Source organism: Selenomonas sp. GACV-9 (assembly GCA_900116485.1).
Lineage (GTDB): Bacteria > Bacillota > Negativicutes > Selenomonadales > Selenomonadaceae > Selenomonas_A > Selenomonas_A ruminantium_G.
Map to the genome: position 1 here is coordinate 438,488 of FPAX01000001.1, position 13,380 is coordinate 451,867.

The 13,380-nt window shown below is 48.4% G+C and carries 17 protein-coding genes and 2 pseudogenes; 3 read left to right on the top strand and 16 right to left on the bottom strand.

Annotation, left to right across the window (positions count from 1 at the left end):
• Nucleotides 1-110 precede the first annotated feature (110 nt).
• A pseudogene (locus BM322_RS02005) lies at nucleotides 111-302 on the bottom strand (transposase); the annotation flags it as partial.
• A 292-nt stretch (nucleotides 303-594) separates the two neighbouring features.
• On the bottom strand, nucleotides 595-1,386 hold the full coding sequence (locus BM322_RS02015; protein ID WP_075428219.1) for an MBL fold metallo-hydrolase: 792 nt from the start codon (nucleotides 1,384-1,386) through the stop codon (nucleotides 595-597).
• A gap of 142 nt (nucleotides 1,387-1,528) precedes the next feature.
• Between BM322_RS02015 and BM322_RS02020 the strand changes: the two genes are divergently transcribed.
• A complete protein-coding gene (locus BM322_RS02020; RefSeq protein WP_075428220.1) occupies nucleotides 1,529-2,458 on the top strand; it encodes a LysR family transcriptional regulator in 930 nt (309 codons plus the stop codon).
• Here BM322_RS02020 and BM322_RS02025 read toward each other — a convergent pair.
• A complete protein-coding gene (locus BM322_RS02025; RefSeq protein ID WP_075428221.1) occupies nucleotides 2,436-2,972 on the bottom strand; it encodes a flavodoxin family protein in 537 nt (178 codons plus the stop codon). The two genes, BM322_RS02020 and BM322_RS02025, sit on opposite strands and share 23 nt — an antisense overlap.
• 37 nt (nucleotides 2,973-3,009) lie before the next feature.
• The gene (locus BM322_RS13750) at nucleotides 3,010-3,483 is read right to left on the bottom strand and encodes a hypothetical protein (RefSeq protein ID WP_318254514.1); all 474 of its coding nucleotides are present in this window, start codon (nucleotides 3,481-3,483) and stop codon (nucleotides 3,010-3,012) included.
• Between BM322_RS13750 and BM322_RS02035 the strand changes: the two genes are divergently transcribed.
• On the top strand, nucleotides 3,460-4,035 hold the full coding sequence (locus tag BM322_RS02035) for a LysR substrate-binding domain-containing protein (protein ID WP_075428223.1): 576 nt from the start codon (nucleotides 3,460-3,462) through the stop codon (nucleotides 4,033-4,035). The genes BM322_RS13750 and BM322_RS02035 overlap by 24 nt on opposite strands.
• Before the next feature lie 117 nt (nucleotides 4,036-4,152).
• On the opposite strand, the gene BM322_RS02040 is transcribed toward BM322_RS02035, so the two are convergent.
• The 9 genes and pseudogenes from BM322_RS02040 to BM322_RS02080 all read right to left on the bottom strand — a co-directional run bounded on the left by BM322_RS02040 (nucleotide 4,153) and on the right by BM322_RS02080 (nucleotide 11,143).
• On the bottom strand, nucleotides 4,153-5,277 hold the full coding sequence (locus tag BM322_RS02040) for an MBL fold metallo-hydrolase (RefSeq protein ID WP_075428224.1): 1,125 nt from the start codon (nucleotides 5,275-5,277) through the stop codon (nucleotides 4,153-4,155).
• A 326-nt stretch (nucleotides 5,278-5,603) separates the two neighbouring features.
• Nucleotides 5,604-6,230: a GNAT family N-acetyltransferase gene (locus BM322_RS02045; protein WP_075428225.1), complete on the bottom strand. Its 627-nt coding sequence runs from the start codon at nucleotides 6,228-6,230 to the stop codon at nucleotides 5,604-5,606.
• Nucleotides 6,231-6,678: 448 nt separating this feature from the next.
• Nucleotides 6,679-7,062: a hypothetical protein gene (locus tag BM322_RS13495; RefSeq protein WP_177220797.1), complete on the bottom strand. Its 384-nt coding sequence runs from the start codon at nucleotides 7,060-7,062 to the stop codon at nucleotides 6,679-6,681.
• Nucleotides 7,063-7,130: 68 nt separating this feature from the next.
• On the bottom strand, nucleotides 7,131-8,342 hold the full coding sequence (locus tag BM322_RS02055; RefSeq protein ID WP_075428227.1) for an MFS transporter: 1,212 nt from the start codon (nucleotides 8,340-8,342) through the stop codon (nucleotides 7,131-7,133).
• Between the two features lie 114 nt (nucleotides 8,343-8,456).
• Nucleotides 8,457-8,702: pseudogene (locus tag BM322_RS02060) on the bottom strand (MmcQ/YjbR family DNA-binding protein); the annotation flags it as partial.
• 12 nt (nucleotides 8,703-8,714) lie between these two features.
• Nucleotides 8,715-8,966, bottom strand: coding sequence for a hypothetical protein (locus BM322_RS02065; protein WP_075428229.1), 252 nt, complete (start codon nucleotides 8,964-8,966; stop codon nucleotides 8,715-8,717).
• A 113-nt stretch (nucleotides 8,967-9,079) separates the two neighbouring features.
• Nucleotides 9,080-9,916, bottom strand: coding sequence for an SDR family oxidoreductase (locus BM322_RS02070; protein WP_075428230.1), 837 nt, complete (start codon nucleotides 9,914-9,916; stop codon nucleotides 9,080-9,082).
• Nucleotides 9,917-9,937: 21 nt separating this feature from the next.
• Complete coding sequence (locus BM322_RS02075) at nucleotides 9,938-10,501, bottom strand: DapH/DapD/GlmU-related protein (RefSeq protein WP_082334297.1); 564 nt, start codon at nucleotides 10,499-10,501, stop codon at nucleotides 9,938-9,940.
• A 123-nt stretch (nucleotides 10,502-10,624) separates the two neighbouring features.
• Complete coding sequence (locus BM322_RS02080; protein ID WP_318254492.1) at nucleotides 10,625-11,143, bottom strand: nuclear transport factor 2 family protein; 519 nt, start codon at nucleotides 11,141-11,143, stop codon at nucleotides 10,625-10,627.
• Here BM322_RS02080 and BM322_RS02085 point away from each other — a divergent pair.
• A complete protein-coding gene (locus tag BM322_RS02085) occupies nucleotides 11,120-11,641 on the top strand; it encodes a LysR substrate-binding domain-containing protein (protein ID WP_318254511.1) in 522 nt (173 codons plus the stop codon). The two genes, BM322_RS02080 and BM322_RS02085, sit on opposite strands and share 24 nt — an antisense overlap.
• Before the next feature lie 37 nt (nucleotides 11,642-11,678).
• Here BM322_RS02085 and BM322_RS02090 read toward each other — a convergent pair whose 3' ends face one another.
• Genes BM322_RS02090 through BM322_RS02100 form a run of 3 tightly spaced genes read right to left on the bottom strand, consistent with a single transcriptional unit; the run spans nucleotide 11,679 to nucleotide 13,374 of the window.
• A complete protein-coding gene (locus BM322_RS02090) occupies nucleotides 11,679-12,839 on the bottom strand; it encodes a UxaA family hydrolase (protein WP_075428231.1) in 1,161 nt (386 codons plus the stop codon).
• A gap of 1 nt (nucleotide 12,840) precedes the next feature.
• Nucleotides 12,841-13,152 carry a UxaA family hydrolase gene (locus BM322_RS02095; protein ID WP_075428232.1) on the bottom strand — a complete coding sequence of 104 codons (312 nt, stop codon included), beginning with the start codon at nucleotides 13,150-13,152 and terminating at the stop codon, nucleotides 12,841-12,843.
• 15 nt (nucleotides 13,153-13,167) lie between these two features.
• Entirely contained in the window at nucleotides 13,168-13,374 is a 207-nt protein-coding gene (locus tag BM322_RS02100) for a hypothetical protein (RefSeq protein ID WP_075428233.1), read from the bottom strand.
• Nucleotides 13,375-13,380 lie beyond the last annotated feature (6 nt).

The following is a 13,380-nucleotide window of genomic DNA, read 5'->3' on the forward strand; positions in this document are numbered from 1 at the left end:
ACATGCACCTGCAGGATTCTTATAAGCATAAATATTTTTTTGATGGCGGTGTTCCCTCAAAACGAACTAGCTGAAGACTACAGTAATATTTTTCATTGTCAGGCGGATTGTCAAGCTAAGTGCAATACTTTCTCAAAATGGACCTCATATGGTGTTCTGTAGTTAAGACATTTCCTTGGGCGCAAGTTCATCATAGCAACTTTTCTCTGTATGTAGTCATCAGGGATTTCTGTTATGTCCTTGCCCTTTGGGAAATATTCTCTAAGCAGGCCGTTCGTATGCTCGTTGGAACCCCTTTGCCACATATAGAAAAATACGCCAATCTGCTGAGCAAAAATTGAACAAAGAATAAGACCGGCTTTCTTTTCTATGCTGTCATTTACCTTCATCAAAAATATGGCACCAATATCTGGGGAATGATCAGCCTGAACCGTTCCACCATCTCTGCGTCCTCGACCTGCATACCGCCAAGTATCCAGTCTCGCATTGCATAGTTTCCCCCAATGTCCTTAGCCTCAATAGCAAAGATAATACGAGGATTTTTCAGGTCTACACCCTTGCGGGCCAGAACGTCCCTTCCTAAGCCAATATTGCTTAGTAGCAAAGGCTTTCGCCATCGCCAGGCATATCATAATTTTCCACATGACGGGCCATGAGCAGGGAACGCATCGTATGACGGGTAATGGTAGCATGAGCAACATTATCCAAATGCGTAAGATAAAGTCTAGCCTGCGGTGCTTCCATGGCCACAGACCAAACATCCTCATCATTCATAATCAAACGGCCATTTTCTACCAATTCAGCAGCAGAACAGTTAAGGGCAATAACCTCCGGGCTGAACTTGCGAATATTTTCCTGCACTTCAGGATACCAAACTGTATCCCCAGCCAGATAGAACGTTTTCTCCTTAGGGGAGGTAAACATGATTCCCATGGTTTCACCACAAGGAACTACAGTTCCATGACGAGCAGGCACCTGCGTCAGCCTTGCCGCACCAAAATCCATCCCCTCACAGAAAAGGACGATAATCTTCCTAAAGCCAGATTTCTCGAAAACAGCTGCATCTTCCTCATTTTGACAGATGACTGGTACATTTTTATCTAAAGGAGCCCCCACTGTGCCATCCATTGCCATATCAATGTGGTCCGGATGAATATGCGTTACCACATAATAATCAACCCCCTGCAATATTTCTTCCACGGACACGGGCAGGTCATAAAAGGGCATAGCCATGTTCTCCTTTACAGGATCTGGCACATGGAAGGGCATCCCCGGTATGTCAACAAACGACAGCACATGTTTGGGTGACAGCCATGGGTCAATCAAAAAGGTCTTGCCGGCAAATTCCAAACGGTTGGTGGCATTACGTATCTGTGTCAATTTCATGTTAAAAGCTCCTCTCACACATAGATTGCTGACTTATCTCTTACTGCTATTCTAACAATCGAATAATCCGTCAACAAGCAAATGCTTCGGCACTTGCCGCAACCATTCTGTTGCGGTAAACTAAAACCAGGAGGTGTTTCCCATGAATCAAAAACAACTGGAATACTTCATCGAGGCCTATCGCAGCCGCAATATTCAAGCTGCGGCTGATAAACTATATGTCAGCCGTCAGGGCATCAGCAAAATCATCCGCCAGTTGGAAAAAGAGCTTGGTCAAGTTCTTTTTAACCGCACACCACGCGGTCTGGAACCAACGGATTATGCCACCACACTGCTTCCCCATGCCCAGCGTCTTTTGGATGATTATCGCTATATCGAGGGCATGAATACCCTGGCCTCTCAGTCAAAAAGCGTTGTTACCATTTATGCCCTTGACCATATCCTGGCCTACCTGGGGGCCAATTTCCTGCTGGACTTCCATGCGGCCCACCCCGATATTATCCTCAGCGTTGTGGATACCACAGATGATGCTGCCCTTGACGGCCTTGCCGCCAAGAAATGCAATTTTGCCATAGTGACAGGCCCTTTGGACAACAGCCGTTTTCATGGTGATGAGCTATTCTTTTCTCGATACTGTGTCCGCCTCCATAAAAACCATCCCCTGGCCGCCAAGCAAGAACTATCCTATGCCGATTTGGATGGAGAAACCATCATCAGCAAAGGCCGGGCTTATCAATGTTTCCGGGATAACATTGACCGGTACATTCTCCTGCCAGGATTGAAAGTGAAGATTCTTGGCGAAACAGCAGATGAATCAATCATCACGGAACTGGTGGCCCAGAATCACGCCATCAACATCGGCTACGATTATGCAGCGGTTCTAAATACCCATGAGGATATCGTTCTTCGCCCTCTGAGCGAAGGCACAGAAAAAGGACAGAGTGTTTACCTTATCACGGATAAATACACTCTGCCCACAACGGCAAGCAAGAAATTCCGTCAGTTTATCTTGGATTGGCTGCCAGCAAGCGGCAAACACATCGTTATACCTAGCTGTTTCCCATCAGTCTAGCTCGGACCAAAGCTTCGTTGCCCTCAATTTCTCTCGCCCCGGTCACACCACCACAAAACAATACGTCTTTAAGCTGAGCTTTTGGAAAACAGGCCACCCATCCTTCCATTCCTTTGCGGGCACCACCGACAGCATTCGCTTCTTCATCAGCAGCGGTTGCCAATAGATAGACCTCCCGAAAGTTATAATCTGTTGGGAATAACGGATTTGCTCTATCCAAAAGCGTCTTTAACTGACCGCACATTTCGTAGTAATAGATAGGTGTTGCAAACACCAACATATCAGCCTTGCCCATCTTTTCCACAATATCGTTGGCATCATCCTTGATTACACACTGCAAAGTCTTCTGACAGGCAAGACATCCCCTGCAAAAACCTAAGGTTTTATCCCGCAGGGAAATCTCCACTACATTATGCCCCGCTTCTCTGGCTCCATCAGCAAACGCTGTTGCCAGTTGTTCTGAGTTGCTGTTTTTCCGCAGACTCGTAGAAATCACTAATACGTTCTTGCTCATACGCTCTCCTCCATCGTAAACGCCAAGTCAAATCAATCTATACCTCTTCGGCCTGTATATGCATACCGGCTGCACTGTTCATCATGAAGCACTGCCCCCAGATAACTAAGGCCGCTGCACCGCAAAGTCCCAGACCAGCCAATACTACAAATTCTATTCCCCAGCTTTCTATAAACCAGCCGCCAACGGTTGTCCCCAGAACGCAGCCAATATTTGCCGCTGTCTGGAAGAGCCCATTGGCAAAATCTGGAGCCTCGGGAGCGGCTTTGGTTATCCAATATTGGTTTATATTGCCGTTGATGCCGCCTAAAATCCCCCACAGAATGACCACTGCCCCCATAAACGGCCAGGCACTGCCACCGCCAAACATAACCCCATACAGCATAGCCGTAACCAAGGGAAATGCCTTAATCACTGGCAACGGACGTATGGTCAGGAGGTTGCCCGCCAGCACGCTGCCGAAGATATTGCAAAGACCGCCACCACATTGCACAAGGTAAACAGTCCCCAAAAAAACATCACGTGCTTTCGGTTAAATCTGGACATCATAAGTGGCGATGGCGAAACCACCCTGCATCGTCTGGACAGGGGCCTTATCGACTTTGGTTATGTCTATGGTGACCTTGACCCGGCGAAATATCATCAACTTTCCCTGCCAGCCCGAGACCGGTGGGTAGTGCTCATGAATAATCAGGACGAACTGGCCCAAAATGAAACCATTTCCCCTACTGACTTGCATAACCAGCCTTTGCTTATCTCACGGCAACCCCTCTCTCCCAGCACCCACGGAGATGAACTGCTAAACTGGTTAGGCAAGCCTCCGGAAGAGCTGCATATCGCTGGTTCCTACACCCTGCTCTACAACGCCTCCCTGATGGTACGGGAGGGACTTGGCTGTGTTCTGGCCTTCGAAAACATCATCAATACAAAAGGGAGCGACATCTGCTGTCGCCCCCCGAAACCGGAGATTTTTGCTCAGCCATTTATCGCCTGGAAAAAGAATCAGGTATTTTCCAAAGCCTCTCAGAAGTTTTTAGAAGCTCTGAAAAATAGCTTTCTGTAAACAGGAACATTCCTCAAACATTTTCTCTGCTATTGACCAGACGATGGTTGAAAAACAAGAATAAAAAACTCAATGCAGTAAAAGAGCGTCATCAACATCGATAACGCTCTTTTGCTGTTATTTCATGTCCTCCCACCAGGGCCCAAAGTTCTGAGTGCTGCCACTGTCAAGATAAGCCACCTCCCCGATTTCCGGAGTCAGCATTTTATACCCCCGCCCCTGGCTAAAACGAGTCAGTTCCCGATAAGGTTCCTGCCAGGGATGACGGGAAAGGGCAAACTTGCCGCCGTGGGCAGGCAGAAGCAATTTTGCTCCCACATCCGATGCTGCCTGGGCCGTTTCCTCTGGCAGCATATGAATCGCATGCCAGGCCATATTGTACTGGCCGTTTTCGCCAAGCATCAGATCAAAACCGCCAAACTTTTGCCCAATGGCCTTGAAATGTTCCCCATAGCCGCCATCGCCGGTGTAGTAAACCTTGCGCGTGGGTGTCACAAAAGCCATGCCGCACCACAGGGTCGGATTGCGCCTCAGAAAACGCCCCGAAAAATGCTGGGAGGGCAGGATATGGACGGAGAAATCATCAGCCAGTTTGATTTCCGTATTCCAATCTTCCTCATGGATAATTGACATGTCAAATCCCCATTGCTCGAAATATTCCCCTACCCCCAGCGGGCAGACAACGTTCTTCACCTTCGGCTTCAGTGCCATAATCGTCGGATAGTCCAAATGATCCCAATGGTCATGAGAAATCGCCATTACATCAATCTCCGGCATATCCTCGACGGTATAGACGTTGCTGCCAGGAAATGCCTTGTTGATGAAAAAGATGGGCGACGCATAGGAACTGAACACGGGGTCAATTAAGATGCGATAGCCTCCCAGCTGCATAAAGAAACTGGAGTGCCCCAGCCAGACCACCACATCATCATGCGGATTCAGGCTGTGCAAATCCGTCTTCTTTGACAGCATTACCTGCTTCGGCGATAAATGGGACTTATCCCCAAAGAGGAATTTTGCCATCGCCACAAAACGATTTTCACCGTTCTCCTCATTCATGACCTGTACGGGAACAAGATTTTGGAACTTGCCATTTCTATAATGCGGTGAGGCTTCCATCCGTGCCAGACGTTCCCCCTGCGGCAGCCTGCCAAATTCCGGCCGCTGGGTAAAAAGTGCACCGCCGCCAGCTAATACTCCCAAGGTTCCCAAACCTCCCACGATAAAAGTTCTTCTATTCATTATGTTCTCCTGCCAATGATTTCTCTTTTGCTTCAATTTTACCACTTGGAGCTGACTTCAAGTCAAGAATAAATCTTGATTACGCCATCTTGAAATTCATGCAAAATAGGGCTGCTGCACTTAGTCCTTTTCCTGTAATAATCAGTATGCAAATCTTTCTTGCATATTAGTTATTGCGGTAAAAGGCTTTTGTGCAGCAGCCCCATTGTTTTATCTAGCTAATCCCTGTTCATCTGCGGTCGGTTAATGGGCCAGTCTCATTCAACGGACCGGTTTCATTCACTGGGCCGGTTTCATTCACTGGGCCTAGTTCTACTAGCATACGTTTAAAAAATTTGCCCTGGCAGCACCAATTTTTCTTTGAAAGGAAAATCTTTGTCAAAAGCCTCAGCCTTTGCCTCATCTACAAAATACCCTTTCGGCGTGGTATATTCACCGGTAATGCCTGCCAGATACCCCGGCACAAGTTCCCTGCACAGGAAAAAGGATGCATCTGCCCCTTCCGGCAGGCCATGGTAGCGAATGCCAAAATTACTGGCATAGTCAAAGCCGCTCTTGCCATAGAAACCAATATTTCCTTCAAAACACAAGGCTCCACACCCCAGTTCAGCAGCTTTCTGCAAGCTGAAGTCCAGCAAAATCTTGCCATATCCCTGCCTTTTCCATTCCGGACATATACAGATAGGCCCCATCGTCATAATCGGGATTTCCCTGCCATCATCAGCCTTGATAACGGCACGCATAAAGATGTTCTGGCCGATCAATCGGCCATCCTTTTCCATGACAAAATCTAGCGCTGGTACAAAGGCTGGGTCATTTCGCAGACAATGCAGAACATAGTGCTCCAAACAACCGGGACGGTAGACATTCCAAAAGGATTCCCGTACCATGTTTTCTACTTCACGATGTTCCTCAATTTTTTCCAAACGGATAAGATAGTCATTTTTGCTCATTGTTTTTCCTCCTGATGATTGATGACTGCAATACAGGGAGGTTGGTATGAGATTACAATTAAGCCAACCTCCCGGTCAGCCTGCAATCTCCAAGGTGTTGTTTCTCAAACAGCAAGCTCCTCAACAATAAAAAAACAATATCTAGTCGAAGAAAACATTCGACACTTCGTATTCTATTACTATATCCAGCAGTTGTCAACTTGCAGGTTCCTGCTGGTATGTGTATCACAGAAACTGATTCTGACGTCATCTTTTTCCAACAATCTCTGAATACTTTTAATGATATTTTACCAAAACTTTCCATTTTTGAAACGAAGGACGAACTGTTAAAGGCCTTATGTACGGAAATTTTTGAGCATGTTTTTTCAGATGAGCTAACCCAGGAAAAAACACATGATTTCTCAACAGAGAAAAAGGATATCAAAGCAGAGATTACGCATATTCTGAATCATATGATCTGTGATTTTGCGGAAACCGTCAGATGGTGGATGGAACATGACCAGTATTCGCCAGAGGAAATAAGCCGTTTCTTCTTTAGCACGACACCATTTGCATGATAAATCATCCCCACATAAAGTACCGAGCCCCATATCTGCGGCATGGCCAAAGCCTCATAATTTGCTTCGTTAATCAGCCACCATATTCCATAGGGGCTCAGCACCAAAAACGCGATGAATACACTATAAAAAGTCAACGTAAACACCGAATAGCGGCTGAGCAGTTTCAAGAGTATGGACATCAACGCCCAGGTGATGGCGGCTACAAACAAACAGGCCCCCCAAATACTGCCGGCCAGCGACAGTAGCAGCGAACCGATCAGTAAATTACGCAAAAGATGTACCTCCCTAATTTCTTATTGTCCATAACACCGCTCTTCCATGGCGCTGTGACCACATAACTTTACTGCAGCGCCGATTTTTCTGTGCGGGAATAAATGCAAAACCGGCACCACAGAGCATTGCCCAAGAGCAATGCAGCTACCAGCCAAAAAAGATTACGGATGCCGATGCTGGCGGCCAACTGGCCACCGAAAAACGCCCCCGTAAACATGCCGATGAACTGCGCCGACTGATTGATACCAAAAATCCGCCCCATCAGAGCTGGTAGTGCCAATTGGCGGATAAGGTTATTGGTGGATGGCATAAGGCCCGCAATCGCTATGCCATGGAAGAAGCGCAGGACTCCCAGCTGCCATGGTGCACTTACCATCCCCTGCGGAATCGTAACGATACCTGAAAGGAGCAGACAGGCAAACAAGATACGCGCTGAGCCGATACGGTCAGCCAATCTGCCGAGCCTTGACGCAAATAGCATACTGGCAAAACCTGCGGCAGAGAATATAGCACCGGATACGATAGCCAGATGGTCGATGTTACCAGCGATCTCCTGCACATAGACCGTAAGGATTGGTGACACGCAGGACAGGGAGAAATGCAGCAATATGGTCGTCAGGAAAACACCGAGGATAATGGTATGCTGTGGCAGCTCACGGAAGGCTGGCAGCTCAACCGCCGCGGCTTTTTCACGCACAGGCTGTTTGGTTTCGCTTATCTGTGTCAACGCCAAAAATCCGAGCAGGCAGCATATACCGATCAGGAAAAACGCATTGCGGAAGCCAATCGTTTCACTGAGCCAGCCGCCGAAAACCGGCCCCATGAGTCCGCCCGACACCTGCGCGGTAAAAAACATCCCCATAGCCCATCCCGAGCGTTTCTTCGGTGTTTCCTGCGCCAGCAACGGAATGACCGCAGCTTGAAAACCACTCAGGCAGCCTTGTAGCAAGCGCAGAAGAACCAGATGCCATACCGATTGGGCAAAGCCCATGCCAATCATGATAAGGCCCAGCCAACCGGAGGCACGCAAAATCATTGGCTTTCGTCCCAGACGATCCGAAAGCCTGCCCCATATCGGTGAGAAGATTGCCAAGCTGATGAAGTTACAACCAAAAACGATTCCCGACCAACGGGCAATATCCGCTGGATTGTCGACGCCAAGCTCAGCAATATAAAGCGGCAGGATTGGTGCCATCTGGCTCATACCAACAGATACGATAAACGATGCAATACAACATATAAAAAGATTTTTCTTCCATAACAGAGTGGTCGATGCCATAAAAAGCGCCTCGCTTGTAAATGATATGTCTTATTATCATTATAACATGCGCAACAAACCCAACGATTAAGACATTTGCCAGTCCCCCAAGAAACAACTTATTCGGCCTCCATATCAACGCCCTTTCTTAGGCTTTGCCAATGCAAAGCTTTCGTCAATTCTTTGCTGAAGCTCCCTCATCGGTATACTGCCATCCAGACATATGGTATACCAGTATTTCCGATTCATATGCCAGCCCGGGAAATACCGCTCTCCATCTACTAAGGCAGCCACCTGTTCTGCCGTACCATGCAAATCCATGATACGGATAGGCTGGCTGCCGCCAATGCCGATTTTGCTGGGATGCACCTTCATAAAGAGCGCATACCATTTCTACGACAAATGCGAACGGATAACCGCCGCGTCCATGTCCTTCCACAGATATTCGAGTTCATCGCCATAAGCAGTCTGCACATACTGCAAAAGCTCCTCTACATACGGTCCATGAAAACTGCCTGCCAGCAACTCCTCTGCGTAGAAATATGCATCTCCATCACGGCGAAAGCCAAAAGGCTCCAGCTTATCTGCCAGCAGTTTTGGCATTTTCCCGGCCGCCAGCTCATACCAGACATCAGACTTTCTCATTGACGCCTCCTTCTTGCTTGACATAATAAAAGGTCTTCTATGACTTGTTAATAGTTTATCATAGAAGACCTTTTGATTCGATAGGATATCAAATTATAGAGACTTTTTCATACTCACTTTCTTTTTGGCTGCAACGGCCCATAATAATAAGCGGCTGTTGCACCACCATCTACCAAAAATGTTGAACCCGTGATAAACTGCGCCCGTTCGCTCATCAAAAGCTCTGCTACATCAGCTACTTCATCAGCAGTGCCTGGACGGCCTGCCGGGCATTGGGCAAACATATTCTTGTAAAAATCACCACGCGGGCCATTGAATTCATCTATGGCCAAAGGCGTAACGATAATTCCGGGCGCAATATCATTTATCCTTGCACCACGTTCGCCCCAGCGGACAGCTTCATACATCGTGCGCTTTTCATTACAGCGTTTGGCCAGCTGATAGGCATGCAAAGTATCCTTTATCTTTTTCGGCTGTAAAAAGTCAAGTTTCAACAGTTCCTCTGTCGGCGTCATCGCCAGCGCCCTGTCCTGCTCCGGCGTGAGCGCCGGCAGGCGATGACCGGACTGACTGGAGATAATTACACCTGCGCCGCCCTCAGCGATAACTTTGCCGACTTCTTCCATCAATACTGCCGTCCCATAGAGGTCAACCTGCAAGATCACTTCAATCGGTGCCTGTGACGGCGAAACACCTGCTCCGCAAATCAAATACTTCACTTCACCATATTCCGTTGCTTTTTGCACCATAGCCTGAATGGAATTCCGCGAAGACATATCCATCACAAACGGCTCCACATCAAAGCCTGCCTGATTCATGATTTCAGCAACCGCCTGTGCATTGTTTTCGTTTTTATCCCCAAGAATAATCTTCTTGCCATAGCCCATACGACGGGCAATAGCCATCGAAATCTGCCCGGCACCAGTGACAATCATAACCTCTTTACGCATATATTTGCCCCTCTCATAAGCTTAATCTAATTTCTTAACAACCTTTGCCGGCACGCCAACAGCCATACAATTATCGGGAACATCTTTCGTAACCACAGCCCCAGTACCGACAATCGCATTTTCCCCAATGGTTACACCGGGCAAAATGCTTACTCTGGCACCAATCCAGGCATTTTTCTTGATATGGATTTCCTTGGTCATGACCGTACGGATATTTTTCGGTTCATGATTGACGGTAAACATTCCCACTTCCGGCCCTAGCATAACCCCATCTTCAATCGTAATGGTGCCCAGAGACATCATGGTCAGATTATGATTGGCAAAGACATTTTTGCCCACAAATACCCGGTTGCCGCAATCAATCTGAAAAGGCGGCGTAAAATACGAATCCGTAAATTCAGTATTAGACAGGAGCTCCTTTTCCTGTTTCAAGATACTTTCTTTGTCGTTTACATCGGTAGCATTGATTTCCTGACACAGACTGGCACAGCGGTTGAGTTCACTATGCACCTGCTCCACATAATCTTCCTGCCGGATATCATAAGCTGCACCCTTGCGCATTTCTTCAAATACATTAATAGGCATAAATTTTTCCTCCATAAAAAAACGGTACTCGTGACAAAGCACCAGTACCGTCTGTATAATAGCTTATTGCCTCACGCGGCTTTTTAAGCGAGCCTTTCGCGGCCATAAGTTATTTACGATAAATCACAGTGCTTGTTTCTTCGTAATGACAAAATGCTGCTCACGTTCTTTAATGAGCCAGCTGCCCTCCTGTTTCACGAGCTTATCCGTATAGCGGATGTAGTTATCCGACACCACAGTATGGCCGTTTTCTTCCATCACAAGGGCCGCACGACAGTAATGCACGTCTGTGGCCGTATCGCCATCTACCGCAATGACCTGCTGACCATTTTGATGATGCGATGCTTTGATGCCGCCGGTAAAGGCGCTGAACTGGTTTTCCAACGTGTCCCGGCCATGAATATCCATCGTGAGCTTATCGCCCATATAGACCATGACATGAACATCCTCAGTGAAATAAATCATCTGCGCCGGTACATTGCACTCCAAATTAGCAAAACCATCAATAACCTCGCGAATCGCTTCTTTTGCTTCTAAAAGCTGCCGATTCGTTCCTCCATCTACTTTCTGCCACAGGTCATTGCGCAATTCAGCCGCAGTTTTCCTACGGTCAATGTCATTCCCAGTTTTGACTGGCAGCACGGACAGGAATCCTTCCTGCAAGGCGAACAGGACGTGACCTTTGCCATGGAATACACGATGAAGCGTGTCCCGGATGTGACCTGTCATCACCTGTTTGACAGTCACATCTACCTGATTACCGAGAAAAATGATGCCCTGACAAAAAAGCCGCTGGTTACGCCCAGCGACTTAAAAGGTCGTACACTTATGGTAGGCGGCGGCTCCCCGCCCATGCTGCGTGCCCTGCAGCAACGCATAATCAGCGAAATTCATGTGGATTATTTCAACAGTCCCGACCATGACAATACCCTGACCAACGTTGCTGCCCACAAAGGAGTATGTCTGGCACCGGGCTTCTTAAATGACCATAACGGCGAATTTGCCTGGCTCGACTTTGACAGCGATGTCGTCATTCCCTGTGGCGTTTACACGCATAAAAACGACAAGCGCCAATCCCTGCACGCCTTTATTGAGCTTTTGCAGCATTTCTACCGTGATCAGCCAGATTTCAAGGTCTGACAGCATATTTTTTCTATTCACATCGCCCTTATGCCAATTACACGAATCTGCACACATGGTCAACCGCAATATCCGAAAAGCCATAGGCTTCCGCTTTGGTGAGTTTGCCGTTTGCTACCTCATGGAGCTTTTCCAGCAGCATCCCGCCGCTTTCCTCAATGGTCTGCTCGCCACGGATAATGCCCGATAGATCCACGTCCATATTATCTTCCATCCAACTATAAGTATGCTCATTGGCAGTCACTTTAAGCACTGGGACAATGGCATTGCCCGTAGGCGTTCCCCTGCCCGTGGTAAAGATGATGACCTGACAGCCGGCAGCCGCCATGGATGTTACAGAAGAAATATCGTATCCTGCCGTATCCATGACGATAGCCCCGCGCTTCGTGGGCGGCTGCGCCTGTTCCAGCACCTCCACGATGGGACGGGTGCCGCCTTTGCGGATGCAGCCAAGGCTCTTTTCGTCAATCGTGGACAAACCGCCCGCTTTGTTGCCCGGTGTCGGCTGGCCCGCCCGGCAATCCTGCCCTGCGGCCAGCAAATGTTTTTCATAGTCCTCGCACACCCGGATAATCTGATCATGGATTTCCGGCGTGGCGCCCCGGCGGGCCAGCACGTGTTCGCCGCCAATCCACTCAATGGACTCGCTCATCATGGCAGACGCGCCCAAATCCACGAGCCTGTCGCTAAGATTGCCCACCGCAGGATTGGAGGCAATGCCGGAGGTAGCATCGCTGCCGCCACATTCTATCCCCAACAGCAGCTCGCTGATGGGGAATTTTTCTTTTTGCTGCAGCCCGGCTTCAGCTGCCATTTCCCTGGCTGCCCGCACAGCTTTTTCAATGGTCTTCAATGTGCCGCCTTCTTCTTGTATGCCAAAGGAAACTACCGGCTTGGAACACTTTGCCTGTATCTTTTCCCGCAACTGGGCATGGGGTACAGTTTCACAGCCCAGGCCGATGATGACCACGCCGTAGACGTTGGGATTCAGCGCAAAACCCGTGAGCACCTTCTGGCTCATTGCCGTATTAGCCGCCACATCACTACATCCGGTGTTAAAGACAATATTCACAGCGCCCCGCACCTGGCTCGCCACAATCCGGCAGGATTCACTGCCGCAGGCACAAGTGGGCAGGATCAGAATATGATTGCGGATACCGGGGCGGCCTTCTTTGCGTCTGTAACCGTAAAATTCCATATCATTTGCCCTCCTTGCCCATTACATACTCACTGGCATAATCCCGGGGAATGCTGCGGATATTCTCATGCGATACCCAGCCGCCCTGCGGGATATCCCGCAAAGTTTCCCCGATGATTTCCCCGTACTTATAGACCATCTCGCCCTTGGCAATCGGCTTCAAGGCAATCTTGTGCCAAATGGGAATCAGTTCGATAGCCCTAACCTTGGCCCTGCCGCCGCCATGACAGATAACCATGTCCTCCGGCTGTGCTTCGCTGGTGCAGGTGGCCACATTGTCCTTTTCGTCCAGCAGAATCGCTTTCTTTTCCATAAAGTTCTCCTTCCGTCAAATCACTTCGTCCATATCCAGCAGATATTTCCCATAGAGCATATTCCACTGCGCCGGAGTCATGTCCTGCTTTTTTTGCGATTCCAGCTGATAAATTTTCACTGCCTTATGCGTCCTTGCCATCATTTTTTCGGCCCAGATCTTCATTGCCTTTTCCATCATCATTACCTCCCGCTTCACATTGACCTTTTCTGTCTTCATCATAGCGTA

What these genes read in the sequence shown, in the direction of transcription:
- BM322_RS02015 (WP_075428219.1), bottom strand. Translation starts at nt 1,386, where the DNA reads ATGAAATTGACACAGATACGTAATGCCACCAACCGTTTGGAATTTGCC.
- BM322_RS02020 (WP_075428220.1), top strand. Translation starts at nt 1,529, where the DNA reads ATGAATCAAAAACAACTGGAATACTTCATCGAGGCCTATCGCAGCCGC.
- BM322_RS02025 (WP_075428221.1), bottom strand. Translation starts at nt 2,972, where the DNA reads ATGAGCAAGAACGTATTAGTGATTTCTACGAGTCTGCGGAAAAACAGC.
- BM322_RS02040 (WP_075428224.1), bottom strand. Translation starts at nt 5,277, where the DNA reads ATGAATAGAAGAACTTTTATCGTGGGAGGTTTGGGAACCTTGGGAGTA.
- BM322_RS02045 (WP_075428225.1), bottom strand. Translation starts at nt 6,230, where the DNA reads ATGAGCAAAAATGACTATCTTATCCGTTTGGAAAAAATTGAGGAACAT.
- BM322_RS02055 (WP_075428227.1), bottom strand. Translation starts at nt 8,342, where the DNA reads ATGGCATCGACCACTCTGTTATGGAAGAAAAATCTTTTTATATGTTGT.
- BM322_RS02065 (WP_075428229.1), bottom strand. Translation starts at nt 8,966, where the DNA reads ATGAGAAAGTCTGATGTCTGGTATGAGCTGGCGGCCGGGAAAATGCCA.
- BM322_RS02070 (WP_075428230.1), bottom strand. Translation starts at nt 9,916, where the DNA reads ATGCGTAAAGAGGTTATGATTGTCACTGGTGCCGGGCAGATTTCGATG.
- BM322_RS02075 (WP_082334297.1), bottom strand. Translation starts at nt 10,501, where the DNA reads ATGCCTATTAATGTATTTGAAGAAATGCGCAAGGGTGCAGCTTATGAT.
- BM322_RS02090 (WP_075428231.1), bottom strand. Translation starts at nt 12,839, where the DNA reads ATGGAATTTTACGGTTACAGACGCAAAGAAGGCCGCCCCGGTATCCGC.
- BM322_RS02095 (WP_075428232.1), bottom strand. Translation starts at nt 13,152, where the DNA reads ATGGAAAAGAAAGCGATTCTGCTGGACGAAAAGGACAATGTGGCCACC.
- BM322_RS02100 (WP_075428233.1), bottom strand. Translation starts at nt 13,374, where the DNA reads ATGATGAAGACAGAAAAGGTCAATGTGAAGCGGGAGGTAATGATGATG.